Annotated in this window: 15 protein-coding genes; 10 read left to right on the top strand and 5 right to left on the bottom strand. The window is 64.1% G+C overall.

Annotated elements, in window-relative coordinates:
- Positions 1 to 67 precede the first annotated feature (67 nt).
- From O7A61_RS13000 to O7A61_RS12990, 3 genes are all read right to left on the bottom strand, one after another.
- The gene (locus tag O7A61_RS13000; RefSeq protein ID WP_337130125.1) at positions 68 to 1,648 is read right to left on the bottom strand and encodes a 5-guanidino-2-oxopentanoate decarboxylase; all 1,581 of its coding nucleotides are present in this window, start codon (positions 1,646 to 1,648) and stop codon (positions 68 to 70) included.
- Between the two features lie 102 nt (positions 1,649 to 1,750).
- Positions 1,751 to 2,416 (bottom strand): TetR family transcriptional regulator C-terminal domain-containing protein, encoded by a 666-nt coding sequence (locus O7A61_RS12995; RefSeq protein WP_442921066.1) that lies wholly within the window; start codon positions 2,414 to 2,416, stop codon positions 1,751 to 1,753.
- Positions 2,386 to 3,258, bottom strand: a complete 873-nt coding sequence (locus tag O7A61_RS12990) for a dimethylarginine dimethylaminohydrolase family protein (RefSeq protein WP_337104522.1) — start codon at positions 3,256 to 3,258, stop codon at positions 2,386 to 2,388. Before O7A61_RS12990 ends, O7A61_RS12995 begins: the two co-directional genes overlap by 31 nt.
- Positions 3,259 to 3,471: 213 nt before the next feature.
- Between O7A61_RS12990 and O7A61_RS12985 the strand changes: the two genes are divergently transcribed.
- From O7A61_RS12985 to O7A61_RS12960, 6 genes are all read left to right on the top strand, one after another.
- Positions 3,472 to 4,287: an ABC transporter ATP-binding protein gene (locus O7A61_RS12985; RefSeq protein WP_051442619.1), complete on the top strand. Its 816-nt coding sequence runs from the start codon at positions 3,472 to 3,474 to the stop codon at positions 4,285 to 4,287.
- 56 nt (positions 4,288 to 4,343) lie between these two features.
- Positions 4,344 to 5,141 carry a transporter substrate-binding domain-containing protein gene (locus O7A61_RS12980; RefSeq protein WP_140716408.1) on the top strand — a complete coding sequence of 266 codons (798 nt, stop codon included), beginning with the start codon at positions 4,344 to 4,346 and terminating at the stop codon, positions 5,139 to 5,141.
- A 206-nt stretch (positions 5,142 to 5,347) separates the two neighbouring features.
- Complete coding sequence (locus O7A61_RS12975; RefSeq protein WP_140506889.1) at positions 5,348 to 6,013, top strand: ABC transporter permease; 666 nt, start codon at positions 5,348 to 5,350, stop codon at positions 6,011 to 6,013.
- Complete coding sequence (locus O7A61_RS12970) at positions 6,013 to 6,822, top strand: ABC transporter permease (RefSeq protein WP_140768575.1); 810 nt, start codon at positions 6,013 to 6,015, stop codon at positions 6,820 to 6,822. Before O7A61_RS12975 ends, O7A61_RS12970 begins: the two co-directional genes overlap by 1 nt.
- A gap of 88 nt (positions 6,823 to 6,910) precedes the next feature.
- A complete protein-coding gene (locus O7A61_RS12965) occupies positions 6,911 to 7,912 on the top strand; it encodes an Ldh family oxidoreductase (protein ID WP_027142826.1) in 1,002 nt (333 codons plus the stop codon).
- A gap of 420 nt (positions 7,913 to 8,332) precedes the next feature.
- Positions 8,333 to 9,310, top strand: a complete 978-nt coding sequence (locus tag O7A61_RS12960; protein ID WP_337130122.1) for a complex I NDUFA9 subunit family protein — start codon at positions 8,333 to 8,335, stop codon at positions 9,308 to 9,310.
- A 19-nt stretch (positions 9,311 to 9,329) separates the two neighbouring features.
- Here the strand turns inward: O7A61_RS12960 and O7A61_RS12955 are convergent, their stop codons facing one another.
- Positions 9,330 to 10,703, bottom strand: coding sequence for a cytochrome P450 (locus O7A61_RS12955; protein ID WP_337130121.1), 1,374 nt, complete (start codon positions 10,701 to 10,703; stop codon positions 9,330 to 9,332).
- Between the two features lie 210 nt (positions 10,704 to 10,913).
- Here O7A61_RS12955 and O7A61_RS12950 point away from each other — a divergent pair, with 210 nt between their 5' ends.
- The 4 genes from O7A61_RS12950 to O7A61_RS12935 all read left to right on the top strand — a co-directional run bounded on the left by O7A61_RS12950 (position 10,914) and on the right by O7A61_RS12935 (position 17,948).
- Positions 10,914 to 11,483 carry an NADPH-dependent FMN reductase gene (locus O7A61_RS12950; protein ID WP_337130120.1) on the top strand — a complete coding sequence of 190 codons (570 nt, stop codon included), beginning with the start codon at positions 10,914 to 10,916 and terminating at the stop codon, positions 11,481 to 11,483.
- A gap of 81 nt (positions 11,484 to 11,564) precedes the next feature.
- Positions 11,565 to 14,195 carry a caspase family protein gene (locus tag O7A61_RS12945; protein ID WP_337130119.1) on the top strand — a complete coding sequence of 877 codons (2,631 nt, stop codon included), beginning with the start codon at positions 11,565 to 11,567 and terminating at the stop codon, positions 14,193 to 14,195.
- Positions 14,196 to 14,340: 145 nt separating this feature from the next.
- On the top strand, positions 14,341 to 16,812 hold the full coding sequence (gene gyrB / locus O7A61_RS12940) for a DNA topoisomerase (ATP-hydrolyzing) subunit B (RefSeq protein ID WP_027142821.1): 2,472 nt from the start codon (positions 14,341 to 14,343) through the stop codon (positions 16,810 to 16,812).
- A gap of 215 nt (positions 16,813 to 17,027) precedes the next feature.
- Positions 17,028 to 17,948: a hypothetical protein gene (locus O7A61_RS12935; RefSeq protein ID WP_337130118.1), complete on the top strand. Its 921-nt coding sequence runs from the start codon at positions 17,028 to 17,030 to the stop codon at positions 17,946 to 17,948.
- Positions 17,949 to 18,022: 74 nt separating this feature from the next.
- On the opposite strand, the gene O7A61_RS12930 is transcribed toward O7A61_RS12935, so the two are convergent.
- On the bottom strand, positions 18,023 to 19,194 hold a 1,172-nt coding region (locus O7A61_RS12930), incomplete at its 5' end, for an NAD(P)(+) transhydrogenase (Re/Si-specific) subunit beta (RefSeq protein WP_337130117.1).

Raw genomic sequence — 19,194 nt, 5'->3', positions numbered from 1 at the left:
TGCCTTTCAGGACTAAGCCGGCGAATGATCCGCTTCGGGACGGGGGACCAAGGCCAGCCTGGATGGTTCAAACAATCATGATTTCGATCACGCGCGGCAGTCCCGTTGCCCGGGCGTGCTTCAGCGCCTGTGGCAAGGCGTCGATGTCGGCCAGCCTTTCGGCGCCAATGCCATAGGCTTCGGCCAGCTTGCAGAAATCGGGCGGGGCCGGCGACACGCCGACAGGTTCCACGCCGACATCGAGCATCGAGGTCTCGATCTCGCGATAGCCCCTGTTGTTCCAGACGACGAAGATGACAGGCGCTTCGGAATCCAGCGCTACGGCTATCTCCGGCAAGGTGAACTGGAAGCCGCCGTCGCCGGTCAGGCAGACAACCGGTGCATCGGGCATGGCGAGTGCCGCGCCGATCGCCGCCGGAGGGCCATAGCCCAGCGCGCCGAAGCCGGTCGCGGCATTGAACCAGCCGCCAGGCCGGTCGTGGTCGTAGTAGAGGTTGGCGGCGTATATCGGCTGCGTCGAGTCGCCGACAATGATGGCCCCGGGCAAGGCATCGCGGATCATTTCCACGGCACGTACCTGCGCCGCATAGGCCGGGCTCAACTCGGCAAAGGCGGCCTTTCGCCCCGTCGCGGCCCGGCCATTGCCGTCTTCACCGGCGCTGTGGGCCGGATCGATCGCCGCAAGCAGGGCCTCGATCGCCTCGGCGCAGTCGGCCTGGATGGCGACCGTCACCGGGCGCCGCGCAAGCTGGTCGGCACCGATGTCGATACGGATCAGGTTTGAAGGCAGCACAAAGCCGCCGTCGCCATAGCCGTCATAGTCGGTCGCGCCGAATTCGGTGCCGGCGGCGATCACCAGATCGGCATCGGCCATCAGCGCGCGAACCGCCTTCAGGCTCGGACTTGCCGGTACGCAGAGCGGATGGCGGTGCAGCAGCCCGCGCGCATTGGTCGTCTCGACGACGGGAGCGCCCAGCCGTTCGGCGAGGCGCCGCAGCGGGGCTTCCGCCTTCCTGGCGCCGCCGCCGGCAAGGATCAGCGGATGGCACGCGGCGGCGATAAGCTTGGCCGCGTTCGCAATTGCCGCACCATTCGGTGCCGGAGGCGCCGCATTGCTGAGCAGGGCGGCGATGCCGTCCGCCGGCTTGACCATGACATCGGTCGGGATCTCGATATGCACAGGACCGGGCCGCGAGGAGGAAAACAGGGCGAAGGCCCGCGCCAGCGCACCGGGCAACTCGCTGGCCCCGGTGACGCGTACCGACATCAGCGCCACCTTCTCCATCATGCCGCGCTGGTCAGGCAATTCATGCAGAAAGCCGAGCCCCTTGCCGAGCGTATCGGTGGCGTTGACGCCAGAAATCACCAGCATCGGCACCGAATCGGCGCGCGCCTGGCCCATGGCGGTGATGGTGTTGGTCAGCCCCGGCCCGGTGATGACGAAGGCGACGCCCGGCCTGCCGCTGGCGCGGGCATAGCCGTCGGCCATGAAGCCGGCGCCCTGTTCGTGGCGCGGCGTGACATGGCGGATCTTCGACCTCGCCAGGCCCCGATAGAGCTCGACCGTGTGGACGCCGGGGATGCCGAACACGGTGTCGACGCCATGGGCCTCAAGTAGCGAAATCAATGCTTCGCCGATGGTGGTCATTGGTTTTCTCCCGGTTAGAGCGGATTATTGTTTCCGCTCTGTCTCTTTGTTTCTTACGCAATTCCGAGGGAGCGCTACGCGCTTTTCCCGGAAAACCGCTTCTCACTTTTCCTGGAATAGCGGCGCGAGGCCGAGCTCGGCCTCGACAGCCTTGATGCCAATCGCCGCCAATTCGCCGGGCGAGAACATCTCGCCGGCCAGGCAGCCTTCTATCCAGAGCCCGTCGATGATCGCATTGATCGCGATGGCATGGTGGCGCAGCTCGCTTGCGTCCGGCTTGTGCTGTTCGGCGGCGAGCACTTCAGCCACAACCGCTTCCACCTCATTGCGAAAGCCAAGGTAGCCTTCGCGGTGGGCACGGGCCAGGGCAGGATCCGCACTGGCGCGGCCGATGAAGGTTGCCCAGAGCGAAAACACCCGCGCGTCGATGATCGGCGCATTGAGATTGGCGGTTACGAAGGCCGCAAGGCGCTGGCGCGGCGAGGCGCCGTCCATGACCAACGCCGCCTTCGCCTGCTCGGTCATGCGGCTGACCAGCGCCGTATAGGCTTCCTGCAGCAATTCTTCCTTGCCCGGGAAATAGTGCCCGATCAGCCCGGCGGTGACGCCGGCACGCAATGCGATGGTGCGCAGGCTGGCGCCTTGCAGGCCATGTTCCGCCACGCTGTCCAGAGTCGCTTCGATCAGATCCTGCCGCCGCCGCCCCTCGCCCTCGCGACGGAACTTACGGCGCGCATTCATTGGCGCAGGATCGGCCGCGTCAGGCATGTCGGCCCGCCTTCGCAGGCGATGCAGAGCGCATCCGCGTCGAAGATTTCAACCGTGCAGCCGGCGGCTTCCATCGCGGCCTTGGTCCTGGGAAAGCCCGCGACGGCAATGACGTTGAGCGGGCTGGTCGGCAGTACGTTCAGGCTGAGGCCATTGGAAGCGGCGAACTCTTCGGCATCGCCTTCGACCAGCCGGATGCCGCGCGCCTTCAGCGCCTGATAGAACGGGGCCGGTAAAAGCGGCGAATAGACCAGCGCCAGGTCGTCGGCCAGCGGGCTGATCACCGACATCAGATGCAGGCACGCCTCTTCGCCCTGCCACAGCGGCAGATCGAAGCCGTAGACGGAAATGCCCAGCGGCGTCAGCAGATTGGAAACCTGCTGGATGCCTTCCTGGTTGGAGCGGACACCGCGCCCGATCGCCAGCGTGCGGGCATCGACCCATACACAGTCACCACCTTCGACCTGGCCAGGAGCCTCGACGCGGCCGAGGATCGGAATGCCCAGTCTTCTGTAGGTTTCCTCATGCAGCGAAGGCTCGCTGGCGCGCAACGGCTTACCCATGGACAGGATCAGCGCGCCGCGGTCGGTCATCAGCGAGGGGTCGTGCGTGAACACCGAATCCGAAAGTCCGTCGGCCTTGTCCTCGATCCATTCGATCTCGGCGCCTGAAGCGGCCACCAGTTCAGCAAGGACCGCGTGCTGCGAGGCTGCTTTCGCCGGGTTGAATCCCGGGCCATAGTGCCAGGCGGCCCTGTCGGCGTCGCGCATGGCGTTGGCCGCCGACCGCATCAGCACGCGCCGCAGCGGCGCCGCCATCGACTGTGATCCGAAAGCGCTCATCGATGCCCTTTTCAAGCTGAAAAAAATCGAGAAAATTTCATGAGAGGTTATTTATACACTTGCACAACAAGGCCGCAAGTGCCGTAATGAGCGGGATTGACGGGCTCGCTCTGTTGAGTCCATGCTTGAAATCTGGAGCAGGGCAGTACAGCGTATGTTGATTAGCCGGATAGACGTTCGACGAACCGCCGGCGGCCATATGGAGGTCATTTGGTGAGCGCTCTGGCAGCTGCCAAGATCTCATCCGGCGAGGCGCAGGACTGCGCCGCAGAAGCCATCCATGTCGAGAACCTGCACAAGAAATTCGGTCAACTGCATGTGCTGAAGGGCGTATCGCTGTCGGCGCGCGACGGCGAGGTCATCGCAATCATCGGCGGCTCGGGCTCGGGTAAATCGACGCTGCTGCGCTGCATCAACTGCCTGGAAAATCCGACCAGCGGCATCATCCGTGTCAATGGCGAGGAGATCAAGCTCAAGGCGGACAGCCATGGCCACACCATTCCGGCCGACCGCAGGCAGATCGAACGCATCCGCTCCAAGCTCGGCATGGTGTTCCAGAATTTCAACCTGTGGAGCCACATGACGCTGATCGAAAACGTCATAGAGGTGCCCGTGCATGTACTGGGCGTCAAGCGCGACGAGGCTGTCGCCCAGGCCGAAAAGCTGCTGGCGCGCGTCGGGCTCGCCGAGAAGCGCGATGTCTACCCGGCCTATCTCTCCGGTGGCCAGCAGCAGCGCGCCGCGATCGCTCGCGCCTTGGCCATTAATCCGCGTGTCATGCTGTTCGACGAACCGACCTCGGCCCTCGATCCTGAACTGGTCGGCGAAGTGTTGAAGGTGATCGGCGATCTGGCGCGCGAAGGCCGCACCATGGTGCTGGTCACCCACGAAATGAAATTCGCCCGCGAGGTCGCGACCCACGTCGTCTACCTCTACAACGGGCTGGTCGAGGAGGAGGGACCACCGGAGCAGATCTTCGGCGCGCCCAAATCCGAAAGGCTCAAGCAGTTCATCCGCAACATCGGCTAGGGAACGGCCGGGACGGAAGAAAACCGGGAACCAACAACAAACTGGGAGTTCTGAAAATGAAGACTGTTCTGAAGACATTCGCCACGGCGCTGCTGCTCGGCGTCGCCGCCATGGGCGTGGCCAAAGCCGATCCGGTCAAGATCGGCGTCGCCGCCGAACCATACGCGCCCTTCACCTCGCCCGACGCTTCGGGCAAATGGGTCGGCTGGGAGATCGACTTCATCGACGCCGTTTGCGCCGAGGAAAAGCTCGATTGCGTCATCACCCCTGTCGCCTGGGACGGCATCATCCCGGCGCTGACCACCAAGAAGATCGACCTCATCGTCTCGTCGATGTCGATCACCGACGAACGCAAGAAGACCATCGACTTCTCGGACAAGTACTACAACACGCCGACCGCGATCATTGGCCCGAAGGACCAGAAGTTCGGCGCCACGCCTGACGATCTCAAGGGCAAAGTCCTCGGCGTCCAGGTGTCGACGGTGCATGCCGTCTACGCCAAGAAGCATTTCGGCCCCACGGCATCCGAGATCAAGGAATACCAGACGCAGGACGAAGCCAACAACGACCTTGCCGCCGGCCGCCTCGACGCGGTGCAGGCCGATTCCATCGCGCTCAAGGAGTTCCTCAAGACAGACCAGGGCAAGGCCTGCTGCGATCTCAAGGGTATGGTGGCCCCTGACGACGAAGTGCTCGGACCGGGCGTCGGCGCCGGCGTGCGCAAGGAAGACACCGATCTGAAAGAGAAGATCAACGCCGGCATCAAGGCGATCCGCGCCAACGGCAAATATGACGAGATCTCGAAGAAATACTTCGATTTTGACATTTACGGCGGCGCCACGCAGTCGAACTGACGACCCTCGCATGGGCTGGAGGACAGGGCGCTGACGCCCCCGTCCTCCAGCTAGCCAGTCCACGCATGCTTGCCGCCGGCCGCTGGTGTCGGCGGATCGAGCCAGCAATCCCGGGGGCGACGCTGATCGAATCCTTTCTTCCGGCCTCCGCGGCCGGCATCGTCGAACTCCTCTCGCCGGCGCCCGTCGGCTGGGGTGGGACCCTTTTGCTCGGGCTCTTGCATTCGCTCGAGATCGCCGTCGGCGCCACGATCGTCGGCCTGCTGATTGGAACCTGGGGTGCCTATGGCAAGCTCTACGGCGGGCCCGTGGTGCGCGACCTGTTCGCGGTCTACACCACGGTGGTGCGCGCCGTGCCGGAACTGGTGCTGATACTGCTGCTCTATTATGCCGGTACAGACCTGATAAACCAGGTGCTGGCCGCGATGGGTTACCAGCGTGTCGATATAAGCGGGCTGGTGGCCGGCATTGCCGTACTCGGCTTCGTCCAGGGCGCCTATTCGACGGAAGTCATCCGCGGCGCGATCCTCGCCATTCCGCAGGGCCAGATCGAAGCCGCTCGCGCCTTCGGCATGTCTCCCGGCCTTCTGTTGCGGCGCATCACGCTGCCGGCGATGCTGCCTTTCGCCATTCCGGGCCTCGCAAATCTGTGGCTGATCGCCACCAAGGACACCGCGCTGCTGGCCGTCGTCGGCTTCTTCGAACTGACGCTGGCGACACGACAGGCGGCGGGCGTCACCAAAGCCTATCTGGTTTTCTTCCTCGCCGCCGGCGTGCTCTATCTCTGCGTGACGCTGGTTTCGAACTTCCTGCTTGGCCGCGCCGAGAAATGGGCGCGGCGCGGCATGCCTTCCATCAAGGAGGCACGCTGATGACCAGCGAAACAGCCGTCATCGACACGGCGGCGCGCGCTTCGCTCTGGCTGCAGCCACATCGCATCGTGCTGATCCTCATCGCGTTGGGGCTCGTGGCGTCGGCCGCCTATTTCATGCGCTGGGACTGGCTGCCGCAATATTGGGAAATGGGCCTGATGGGCATCTGGCGTGCCCTGTGGATCCTGGCCGTCACCTGTACGCTCGGCTTCATGATCGCCTTGCCCGTCGGGCTGGCGCAGGCGGCCGGTTCGATCTGGGTCGCGGCACCGGCGAAAGTGTTCTGCACCATCATTCGCGGCACGCCGCTGCTTCTGCAGCTATGGCTGCTCTATTACGGGCTGGGCTCGCTGTTCCCGCAATATCCATGGATCCGCGAATCCTGGATGTGGCCTTATCTCAGGCAGGCCTGGCCGTACGGCGTGCTGGCGCTGACCTTGTCCTTTGCCGGCTATGAAGGCGAAGTGATGCGCGGCGCCTTTGCCGGCGTGCCCAAGGGGCAGCTGGAAGCCGCGCGCGCCTTCGGCATGAGCCGCTGGAAGATCTTCCGCCGCATCTGGCTGCCTCAAGCCTTCTACCGGGCGCTGCCGACGCTGACCGGCGAGACCGTGCTGCAGCTGAAATCGACGCCGCTGGTGGCGACCATCAGCGTGATCGACATCTTCGCCGTCTCGTCCAAGGTGCGGCAGGACACCTATCTCACCTACGAGCCCTTGCTGCTCCTGGCGTTGATCTATATGGCGATCACCGGCATTCTGGTCTTCGCCTTCAGCCGGATCGAGGCGCGGATTCCGGTCAAGATCGGGTAAGCGAGTAGTGAACAGGAAATAGTGGGCTGCTTGCCGGTTTTATCCTACTGACTACTCCCTATTTCCTACTCATTCAGGAGCAGCCCTGATGCAACTCAGTCTCGACCAGGCAAAAGGACTTTGCCGGATGGCGGCACTTGGCGCCGGCGCCAATGAGGAAGCGGCGCAATCGCTCACCGCATCCATCATCGCGGCCGAGGCGGAAGGACTTGCCACCGTCGGGCTGTCGCATTTCATCGATTACCTCGAGGCGTTCGAGGCCGGGCGCATCGACGGCAATGCCGATCCGGTGATCACGCGGCCGGCGCTGGCCATCTATCTCTCGGACGCACGCCGCGGGCTGGCGCATACCGGATTCGACCGCACCATCGACGACCTCGCCAAGGCGGCAAGACTGTTCGGCGTGGCCATCTTCTCGCAGAAAAACGCCTATACGTGCGGGGCGCTCGGCTACTTCACCGGCCGGCTGGCGGCGCAGGGACTGGTGTCCTTCGCCGCCACCAACGGCCCGGCCGTCCTGGCCGGCTCGGGGTCGGTCAAGCCGGTCTATTGCACCAATCCGATGTCGTTCGCCGCGCCCGCCGCCGACGGCGCGCCGCTGGTCATCGACCAGTCGTCGAGCGCCACCGCCTTCGTCAACATCCGCAAGGCGGCGGAAGACGGCAAGAAGATTCCCGAAGGCTGGGCGCTGGACGCAAGCGGCAATTCGACGACCGACCCGGCCGCCGCCATGAAGGGCGCCATGCTTGCCTTTGGCGGCCAGCGTGGCGCCAACATCGCGCTGATGGTCGAAGTGCTGGCGGCGGGCCTGTCGGGCGCCAACTGGTCGCTCGACGCACCGTGGTTCAGCGGCGGTCCCGACAGTCCGGGAACCGGCCTGTTCGTGCTTGCGGTCGAGCCGAAGCTACTCGATCCGGATTTCGAGCAGCGCATGAAAGACCAGCTCGACCGGCTGCGCCGACGCTATGGCGTGCATGTGCCCGGCCGCGCCCGGGCCGAAGCGGTCGAGAAGGCGCAGGCGCGCGGCATCACCGCGCCCAAGGCGGTGATCCAGCGCATCTCCGAATTCGCCGAGCGCTATTCGGCCTGAAGAAACTGACGAAATTTCCCGCGCGTCGGTGAACCTTCCCGCGCGTCCCGACGACCAATGGCTGTCCGGGTCGGGTTTGCCCGGTCGGTGTCTTCCGTCGGATGCGTTCGGGGCTGGGGCGGGCGTACTTGCTTCACGCCACGCTGATACCGTCTCAGGTCAGGCCGCCTCGCTGGACCCTGCTTTCGGCGCGAACGTCACCCGGAAAACCCCGCTTCGGCGGGGTTTTCTGCGTTTGTCGTTCGCGGCGCCAAAACATGATGAAAGTGCCATGCGCTTTCGCGGAAACCGCTTCACACTTTTTCTGGAATTGCCCAAGAGACAACGATGACGCGACGACGCGTCACCCTTTGCCTTTAGCGCAAAACGGACTATGAAACGGCTCAGCCAAGCCATCTGGAACGCGCGCCGGAGCCCGTCATGACCGAAATCCTGCAGACCCCAAAGCTCGTCGTCGTCTTTGGCGGGTCAGGCTTTGTCGGCCGTCATGTCGTGCGGGCGCTGGCCAAGCGTGGTTATCGCATCAGGGTCGCCTGCCGGCGGCCCGATCTTGCCGGCCATTTGCAGCCACTCGGCAATGTCGGTCAAATCCAGCCGGTGCAGGCCAATGTGCGCGTACGCTGGTCCGTCGACCGCGCCGTGCAAGGCGCCGATCACGTCGTCAATCTCGTCGCCGTCCTGCATGAGAGCGGCCGTCAGAAATTCTCCGCCGTGCACGAATTCGGTGCTCGCGCTGTCGCCGAGGCCGCGCGCGCCGTCGGCGCCGGGCTCACCCATATTTCGGCGCTCGGCGCCAATCTGGAGTCCGAATCGGTCTACGCACGCACCAAGGCGCTGGGTGAAAAGGCCGTTCTGGAGACGATCGCGGACGCCGTCATTTTCCGGCCGTCGATCAATTTCGGGCCGGAGGATGCGTTCTTCAACCGCTTCGCCAACATGGCGCGTTATTCGCCGGTGCTGCCGCTGATCGGCGGCGGCCAGACCAAATTCCAGCCGGTCTATGTCGGCGATGTTGCTGAAGCTGTTGCGCGCTCGGTCGACGGCAAGATCGATGGCGGCCAGGTCTACGAGCTTGGCGGCCCCAACGTGCTCACCTTCAAGGAGTGCATGCAGGAAATGCTCACCGTGATCGAGCGCAAGCGCCTGCTGGTGCCCGTGCCGTGGTGGGTGGCCAACATCCAAGCCTCGATCCTCGGCCTGCTGCCCAACCCGATGCTGACCAAGGACCAGGTGACGCAGCTGCGCGAGCACAACATCGTTTCGGACGAAGCCGCCAAGGCCAACCGGACACTGGCGGGGCTCGGCATCCAGCCGCAATCGATCGCGACGATCCTGCCCAGCTATCTCTGGCGCTTCCGCGCCGCCGGCCAGTTCCAGCAGCGCAAGCCCGCGGTATAATCTCCAGAAGCGTCAGCCCTCAACGATGACGAGGCGTGATCCGCATCGGCAGCCCGCCTTGCGGCTGCGTGGTCAGTTTCTGCACCGGCCAGGGTTTTGTTTCAGCGGTCGTGTCGAAGCGGAAGCGTGACAAAAGGATGGCGAGCGCGATGATCGCCTCCTGCATGGCGAAACTGGCGCCTATGCAGACGCGCGGTCCCGCGCCGAAGGGCAGATACTGGAAGCGGTCGATCTTTTCACGGTTTCCTGGGTGGAAGCGTTCGGGCAGGAAAGCGTCGGGCCGGTCCCACAACTTCCTGTGGCGGTGGACGACCCACGGCATCACCAGCACGGCGGCGTGCTTGGGAATATAAAGGTCCCTCCACATTTCCGGCACGATCGGCTCGCGGTTGATCGATGGCGCCGGCGGGTAGAGCCGAAGCGCCTCGTCGAAGGCGGCGCGTGTCAGCGGCATGGCGTCGAGCCACTTCGTCGGATTGGGCTCGCGCGCCAGCACTTGGTCGATCTCCTGTTCGACGCGGTCGCGCTCCCAGGGCGATTCGGCCAGGCAATAAAGCGTCCATCCGAGCGCGCGCGCCGTGGTCTCGTGGCCGGCACCGATGAAGGTGATGATGTTGTCCTCGACTTCCGGGCGTGTCAGTCCGTCGGGGCCTTCGGCCTTGAGCAGCAGCGTCAGGAAATCCTGGGGCACGGCATCGGGGTCGCGCCTGAACTTCTCTTCGCGCATCTTGACCGTGTCGGTCACGATCTTGCGGAAATAGGCCATCGTCTTGCGGCCGCGGATGCGGGTCAGCCGTGGCAGCCAGTCGGGCGCACGCAACAGGTCGAGCGGGTCGACGCGGCCCATGGTCTCGAACAGGCGGTCGATCTCGTTTTCGAAACTGCCCGGCTCGCCTGCGATCTCGCCGGAAAACAGCGTCTCGGCCAGGATGTCGTAGGTGAGCAGCGTCATGTCATGGGCGATATCGGACGTGCCGCCCGCCTCGTAACGGGTGACGAACTCCAGCGTGCGTTTCAACATCGGCTGGGCAAAGCCGAAAATGTGGCGCGGTGTGAACACCGGCGCCATCGCCTTGCGCGACCGCTTCCACACCTCGCCCTCGGCGGTCAGCAGGCCATCGCGCAGGATCGGCCTCAGGATCTTCTGGCGCACCGTCGCCATCTTGTAGTTTTTGGCGTTGTCGACCAGCACATGGCGGATCAGGGCGGGATCATTAGCGATGACCAGCGGCCCGCCGGCGCCCTTGGCCGAAATCCAGGGTTCGTTGTAGGTCGGCTCGCCCCAGAGTTCGAGCGGGTTGCGATAGACGATGCGGATCATCTCCAGCGTCGAAGGCGGCGACGTGCGCGGCTTCGGGGCGGGAGGAACGAAGGGGGCGGGCTGAGTATCCATGGAGTGCTCCGCTGTTCCCATCAATGTAGTGGCTGGCACACCGGGCGTCCATGTGGCCAAACGGCAGAGCGGACCCTGACTTCAGGAACGCAGGGCAGACGGTCCGTTCATCCGATCGTGACCGTTCCGTCAGGGCTCCGACCTTGTCCGCTGGAACGCTCTGCCGTAGTGACGGTCACCAACGGATACCGCCTGACAAAGGAGCCTGCCTTGAAGCACCAGTTGAACATCATCATCGGCAGCACGCGGCCCGGCCGCGCCGGCTCGGTTTTCGCCGAGTGGCTGGAGACGTTCGCGCGCGAGCACGGACAATTCGAGCCGGTGCTGACCGACATCGCCGCGTTCGGCCTGCCGGTGCTGGACGAACCCTATCATCCAAGGCTCGGCAATTATCAAAACGACCACACCAAGGTCTGGTCGAAGGCGATCGACGCTGCAGACGCCTTAGTCTTCGTGGCGCCGGAATACAATTATTTCGTGGCGCCCGCGATCGTCAACGCGGTCGACTATCTCGCCCGCGAATGGAGATACAAGCCAGCCGCCATCTTCAGCTATGGCGGTGTTTCCGGCGGCCTGCGCGCGGCGCAGGCGCTGAAACCGCTGCTGACCGCGGTCGGGATCATGCCTATCCCGGAAGGTGTCGCGCTGCCGCTGTACCAGAAACTGCTCGACGAGAATGGCGCCTTCGATGCCAACGAGCAGGTGCGGGGCGGAACCAAGACCATGCTGGACGAACTGTTGCGCTGGAGCGAGGCGTTGAAACCAATGCGCGCTGCCTGAGAGAGCCGCTCTCAGCGCGGCTTGCTCGCGCCATAAAGAGGTGGAATGGTCGGCAAATGACTGAGCCGGGGGCGGTTCGACTTGCGTTTGCTGTTTGCCTTGCTGCTGATGCTTGCGACCACCGCCGCGGCGGTGGCGGAGCGGCGCGTGGCATTGGTCATGGCCGATGACGACTACCGGCTGGTCCGGCCGCTTGCCAACGCCGTCCATGACGGCGAGGCGATGGAGGCGGCGCTGAAGAAACTTGGTTTCGAGGTGGTGCTCGAAACCAACCGCGACCTCAGGCGCATGCGCCGCGCGCTCGACGATTTCAGCGAAGACGCCAAGGGCGCGGACGTGGCGCTGGTGTATTTCTCAGGCCATGGCGTCGAAATATCGGGCGACAACCGGCTGCTGCCGGTCGATGCCGACGCGTCTTCGCTCGATGCGCTGGACAAGACCAGCCTGCCGCTGGAAGAGGTGCGCGACGCGGTCGCCGCCACCGCGAAAGTCGGGCTGATCGTGCTCGATGCCTGCCGCAGCGATCCGTTCTCGGGGAGCAGCGGCACCGGTCGTGGCGCGACCTCGCTGGCCAAGGATGTCGCCGACAGCGTAAAACCGGGTCTTGGCCGCATCGGGCGGGCGGAAAACATCCTGTTCGCGTTCTCGGCCGCACCCGGCGAGACGGCCGCCGATGGCGCCGGCCAGAACTCACCCTTCACCACGGCGTTGACCAAATATCTCGGCACCGACGGGCTCGAGATTCGCTCGGTGCTGACGCTGGTGCAGCAGGAGGTCTACGACCTGTCGCGCGGCAAGCAACTACCCTATGTCGAGAGCGGCCTGCCGAAGCTGTTTTTCGCCGCTGCCGCCAAGGAGCAATTGCCGGAGCGCGAAAGGCTGCTGCTGGCCATGGCCGACGTGACGCCGGAGATGCGGGGCGAGGTCGAGCGGATCGCCAGCGACGCCGACATGCCGCTGGCGCCGCTCTATGGGGCGTTGATCAGCGCCGACACCAGCCATCTATCGGCGGAGAGCCTGAATGCCCGGCTGCGCGAGGCGGCGGACGCCTTCGTCAAGGTGCGCGCCGAGATGAAGACGCTGGCTGCCGACGATCCGCGTGTGACGGACCTGCGCCGTCAGGCCGAGGAGCAGCTGGCCCTGGGTGCCTTCGGCACCGCGCAGGCGAAGTTGGCCGAGGCGGTCGGCATCGACGAAGTGTCGCGCAAGGCGCTGAAGGTGAATTTCGTCGATCGAACGCTGTCGCAGGCCGCGACGCTGTTCCTGTCGGCGGGCACGGCGCGCGCCGACCTCGATTATGCGGCGGCCATCAAGGGCTATGAAACGGTGCTGTCGCTGTATGGCGAGGCCGGGCAGACCCCGCTCAGCCTGGAACAAGCCGACCGCCAGAGCAGCACGCTGGACGAGCTCGGTCTGCTCTATACGACGGTCGGCAATGTCGAGGCGGCCGGCCGGGCCTTCACCGCCCTGTTGGCCAACCTCGAGCAGCGGTCGCTTCGGGAAACCGATCCCAGCGTCAAACGCGATCTCGCCATCAGCCACATCAAGCTCGCCAACATAGAGATGGCGCAAGGCGACCTGCCAAACTCGCTCGAAAACTATGAGGCGGCCAGGGGCATGCTGCAGGAGCTGACCGCAAGCGTGCCGGGCAAGAAAGACTGGCTCGGTGATCTTGCCATGGCCAATGACAAGATCGGCAACGTGCTGGCGACGCAAGGCGATGTGGGTGCGGCGGCCCAGGCCTATCAACAAAGCCTGTCGATCAAGCAGAAATTGGCCGACGCCGAGCCGAACAGCGCTTATCTGCTGCGCGACCTGACCATAACCTATGACGAAATCGGCGACCTTGCCCGTACCGCCGGCCAGTTGAACAGCGCCCAGACCGCCTTTGAAGAGAGCCTGAGACTCCGGCTGGCGCTGGCCGAGAACAAACCCGACGACCTTGAGCGCCAGCGGGCTGTCTCTGTCAGCCACGAGAGGATCGGCGACGTGCTGCGCGAGCGAGGCGACGCCGCCGGTGCGCTTGTGGCCTACAACAAGAGCCAGGCGATCGCCGGGAGCCTGGTGCGCCGCGACCCTAACGATACCGACTTGAAGCGCGACCTGTCGATCAGTTACGCCAAGATCGGCAACGCGCTCAACGACCAGGAGAACTGGCCGGCAGCACTGGTCTCCTATCAGAAAGCGCTGGCCGTAGCGCGTGACCTTGCCCGGAGCGACCCCGGCAACACCGGCTGGCAGCGCGACCTGTCGGTCTGTCTGGAAAAGGTTGCCGGTGTGCTTGATGCGCAGGGCAATGTCAGCGAGGCGCTGCAAAACTACCAGGACAGTCTTGCCATTGCCGACCGGCTGGCCCAGCTCGACCCAGGCAATTCCGACTGGCAACGCGACCTGTCGATCACTCTGTCTGAAATCGGCATGCTGGAGACCAAGCAGCGCCACTTCGAGGGCTCCAAGAGGGCCTTCGAAGCCAGCCTTGGCATCCGCCAGCAACTGGCTCAGTCCGATCCGAACAATGCGGTTTGGCAATTTGATCTGGTGCAGGCTTACATCAACTATGCGTATGTGGCCAAGGATCCGAAGGCGGTGCTGACCAAGGCGCTGAACCTGACGCTGGAGCTCGACCGCACGGGCCGGCTGGCGCCCAGGGACAAATCCACGATCAAATATTTGCGCGGCCTTCTCGCCAAAATCAACGCCCGAAAAGAATAGCCGGCTGCCGGCTCGGGATTTGCGCCGGAAATGCCTGCAAACCTTGGAAAAACCGCCTTTAGCGCCTATATCTAATCGATCTCAGAGGCGCGATTCGGGGTCAATTTTTCGCGCTGCAAAAACGGCATCTAGACAATAGGTTTTCATGAGCGACCAGACCGAGAACACCAACGGCGCTGAAGCCGAATACGGCGCCGATTCCATCAAGGTTTTGAAGGGGTTGGATGCTGTCCGCAAGCGGCCGGGCATGTATATCGGCGACACCGATGACGGCTCGGGCCTGCATCACATGGTCTACGAGGTGGTCGACAACGCCATCGACGAGGCGCTGGCGGGCCATGCCGACCTGGTTTCGGTGACGCTCAACCCCGATGGCTCGGTGACGGTTATCGACAATGGCCGTGGCATTCCGACCGACATTCACCCCAGTGAGGGCATTTCGGCGGCCGAAGTGATCATGACGCAGCTGCATGCCGGCGGAAAATTCGACCAGAACTCCTATAAGGTGTCTGGCGGCCTGCATGGCGTCGGCGTCTCGGTGGTCAACGCGCTATCGGCCTGGCTGAAGCTCAAGATCCGCCGCAACGGCCAGATCTTCGAAATGAGCTTTACCCATGGCGATGCCGACGCGCCGCTGAAGGCGACCGGCAGCTACGAACAGAACAAGCGCCCGGGCACCAATGAGGGCCGCAGCGGTAGTGAGATCACCTTCTTTCCGTCCGCCGAGACCTTCACCATGGTCGAGTTCGATTTCGGCACGCTGGAGCACCGGCTGCGCGAGCTCGCCTTCCTGAACTCCGGCGTGCGCATCGTGCTGACAGACGCCCGTCATGCCGACGTCGTGAGGCATGAACTGCACTATGACGGGGGCCTCGAAGAGTTCGTCAAATATCTCGACCGGGTCAAGAAACCGCTGATCGAGAAGCCGATTTCCATCAGGGCCGAGCGTGACGGCATCACCGTCGAAGTGGCGATGTGGTGGAACGACAGCTACCACGAGAATGTGCTGGCCTTCACCAACAACATCCCGCAGCGCGATGGCGGCACACATCTGGCCGGTTTTCGCGGCGCGCTGACCCGCCAGATCACCGGTTATGGCGAATCCTCGGGCCTCACCAAGAAGGAAAAGGTCTCGCTGATCGGCGACGATTGCCGCGAAGGCCTGACGGCGGTGCTGTCGGTCAAGGTTCCCGATCCGAAATTCTCGTCGCAGACCAAGGACAAGCTGGTCTCGTCGGAAGTCCGTCCCGTGGTCGAGGGGCTGGTCAACGAAGCGCTCGGCACGTGGCTCGAGGAGCATCCGAGCGAGGGCAAGGTTGTCGTCGACAAGGTGATCCAGGCCGCGGCGGCGCGCGAAGCCGCACGCAAGGCGCGCGACATCACCCGCAAGACCTCGCTCGGCGTCACCTCGCTGCCGGGCAAGCTGGCCGACTGCCAGGAACGCGACCCGGCGAAGTCCGAAATCTTCATCGTCGAGGGCGACTCGGCCGGCGGCTCCGCCAAGGGCGGCCGCTCGCGCCAGAACCAGGCGATCCTTCCCCTGCGCGGCAAGATCCTCAATGTCGAGCGGGCCCGCTTCGACCGAATGCTCTCGTCCGACATGATCGGCACACTGATCACCGCGCTCGGCACCTCGATCGGCAAGGACGAATTCAACGCCGACAAGCTGCGTTATCACAAGATCATCCTGATGACCGACGCTGACGTCGACGGCGCCCATATCAGGACCCTGCTGCTCACCTTCTTCTTCCGGCAGATGCCGGAGCTGATCGAGCGTGGCCATCTCTACATCGCCCAGCCGCCGCTCTATAAGGTGACCCGCGGCAAGAGCTCGCAATACATCAAGAATGAGAGCGCCTTCGAAGAATTCCTGATCGTTTCAGGGTTGGAGGAGGCTTCCCTTACGCTTGGCTCAGGGGAAGTGCGGACCGGACAGGATCTGCACGGCGCCGTTGCCGATGCGCTGGCTGTGCGCCAGCTCATCAACGGCTTGCACACCCGCTACAACCGCAATGTCGTCGAGCAGGCGGCGATCGCCGGCGGGCTCAATCCCGATGTCTTCGCCGATCTCGGTCGCGCCAACGCGATGGCGGAGCGGATCGCGCAACGCCTCGACATCATTGCCGAAGACACCGAGCGCGGCTGGACCGGCCGCATGTCGACCTCGAACGAGGGCATCGGCGGCTATGTCTTCGAACGAACCGTGCGCAGCGTCAAGGAATATGCCCATCTCGACATGGCACTGATCAATTCCGCCGACGCACGCCAGCTCGACCGCTACGCGCAGCGCCTCAGCGAGGTCTACGGGGCGCCGCCGGTGCTGCGCCGCAAGGAGGTGTCCGAAACCGTGTCGGGACCGCTGGCGCTGCTCAACGCGGTCTTCGCGACCGGCCGCAAGGGACTGACCATGCAGCGCTACAAGGGTCTCGGCGAGATGAATGCCGAGCAGCTCTGGGAGACCACGCTCGACCCGAATGTGCGCTCGCTGCTGCAGGTCAAGGTCAACGACGCGACCGATGCCGACAGCCTGTTCTCGCGGCTGATGGGCGACGAGGTGGAGCCACGACGCGAATTCATCCAGGACAACGCACTGTCGGTCGCCAATCTGGACATTTGAGGTTTCGCCCAGCCTTTTCGGTACATTGGCGTAGCTCGGGCGCGCGCCAATAATGAGGACCTGCCGGAACAGAAGGCCTTCAGAGACATTGTGACAGTGTCGATCACAATTTCTTGCAGGAGGCTTTCATGGGACGCGGCATTCTACTCTGGTTGCTCGGAGTTCCGATTCCGATCATCATTCTTCTCATGCTTTTCATGCGATAGGGGGCCGCTATGCAGTCCGCCACCCTATCGGCTGTAGACGTATCAGCTTCAACGGAATCGTCCTCCACCGCCGTCAGCTGGGGACCGATCATTGCCGGCGCCTTCGCGGCCTCGACGCTGACGTTCATCCTCATGCTGCTCGGCTCGGGCCTTGGATTGAGCATGGTCTCGCCATGGTCGGGTTCCGGTGCATCGGCCACCACTTTCGCGGTATCGACCGCCATCTGGCTTATCATCGTGCAATGGCTGTCGTCCGGCGTCGGCGGCTACCTCGCGGGCCGGTTGCGCACCAAATGGGTCGGCATCCACACCGACGAGGTCTATTTCCGCGACACCGCGCACGGCTTCCTCGCCTGGGCATTGGCCACCTTGCTGGTCGTCGGCGTGCTCGGCTCGGCGCTTTCCGCCGCGATTGGTTCAGGCGTCCAGGCCGTGTCCACCGTGGCCTCGGGAGCCGCCATGGGTGCGTCGGCCGGTGCCTCCGCCAATGCCAGCGCCACCTCGGCCGATAATGCGACATCCTATCTGGTGGATTCGCTGTTCCGCCCGGCCGATCCGGCCAAGCTCGCGACCGCCAATCCAGGCGACGAAGCGGCCGCGGCCGGGCAGGCCTCGCGCATCCTGATCGCCGGTGCTGTCGCCGGCGAGGTCCCCGCGGAAGACAAGACCTATCTTGCCCATTTGGTCGCCGCGCGAACCGGTCTTTCCGAGGCAGACGCCAAGACGCGTGTCGACACGGTGCTGGCGAAGGCGCAGGACGCGAAGGTCAAGGCAAAACAGGCGGCCGACACGGCAAGGAAGGCAAGCGCCACCTTTGCGCTCCTCGGCGCCTTGTCGCTGGTCATCGGCGCCTTCATCGCCAGTGCGGCCGCCGCGCTCGGCGGCCGGCAGCGCGATGAAGAGGAAGCGGTCTTCCTGACCAACGGTTGAAGGCAGCATCACGCCAGAATCACAGAGCCCGGCATCGACCGGGCTCTTTCTATTCGACGGTCAAGGCCGCCCGGTCAGTGATCCATGGCCTTGACGATTTCCTCAGTCATCTTCTTGGCGTCGCCGAGTAGCATCATGGTGCCGTCCTTGTAGAACAGCGTGTTGTCGATGCCGGCATAGCCGGAACCGAGCGAGCGCTTGACGAACAGGCAGGTGCGCGCCTTGTCGACGTCGAGGATCGGCATGCCGTAGATCGGACTGCTCTTGTCATCACGCGCGGACGGGTTGGTGACGTCGTTGGCGCCGATGACATAGGCGACGTCGGCCTGGGCAAACTCCGAGTTGATGTCCTCGAGCTCGAACACTTCGTCGTAAGGCACGTTGGCTTCGGCGAGGAGCACGTTCATGTGCCCGGGCATGCGACCTGCCACGGGATGAATGGCGTATTTGACGTCGACGCCATTGGCCTTGAGCTTGTCGGCCATTTCGCGCAGCGCGTGCTGCGCCTGGGCGACCGCCATGCCGTAACCCGGCACGATGATGACCTTCTGCGCGTTCATCATCAGATAGGCGGCGTCGTCGGCCGAACCCTGCTTGACGGTGCGCTCGATGCCGTCATCGGCGGCAGCCGCCGTTTCGCCGCCGAAGCCACCGAGGATGACCGAAATGAAGCTTCGGTTCATGCCCTTGCACATGATGTAGGACAGGATCGCGCCCGACGAGCCGACCAGCGCGCCGGTGATGATGAGCGCCAGATTGCCGAGCGTGAAGCCAAGCGCGGCTGCCGCCCAGCCCGAGTAGGAATTCAGCATCGACACGACGACCGGCATGTCGGCGCCGCCGATCGGAATGATCAGGAGCACGCCGAGCACCAGCGATGCGGCGACGATCAGCCAGAAGACGAGCTTCGATTCGGTGGCGACCAGGAGCACGATCAGCACGATCAGGGCGATGCCAAGCGCGGCATTGATGAAATGACGGCCGCCGATCATGATCGGCTTGCCCGACATGCGGCCGTCGAGCTTCAGGAAGGCGATGACCGAGCCGGTGAAGGTGACGGCGCCGATGGCGACGCCCAGGCTCATCTCGATCAGGGCCTGGGCATGGATGTCGCCCATAGTGCCGATGCCGAAGCTTTCGGGCGCGTAGATGGCCGCGGCCGCGACCATGACGGCGGCGAGACCGACGAGGCTGTGGAAAGCGGCGACCAGCTGCGGCATCGAGGTCATGGCAATGCGGCGCGCGG

This window comes from Mesorhizobium sp. Cs1321R2N1 (assembly GCF_037179725.1).
GTDB lineage: Bacteria > Pseudomonadota > Alphaproteobacteria > Rhizobiales > Rhizobiaceae > Mesorhizobium > Mesorhizobium salmacidum.
Note: the sequence above shows the minus strand (reverse complement) of the source record. Positions and strands in the feature narration are given on the sequence as shown.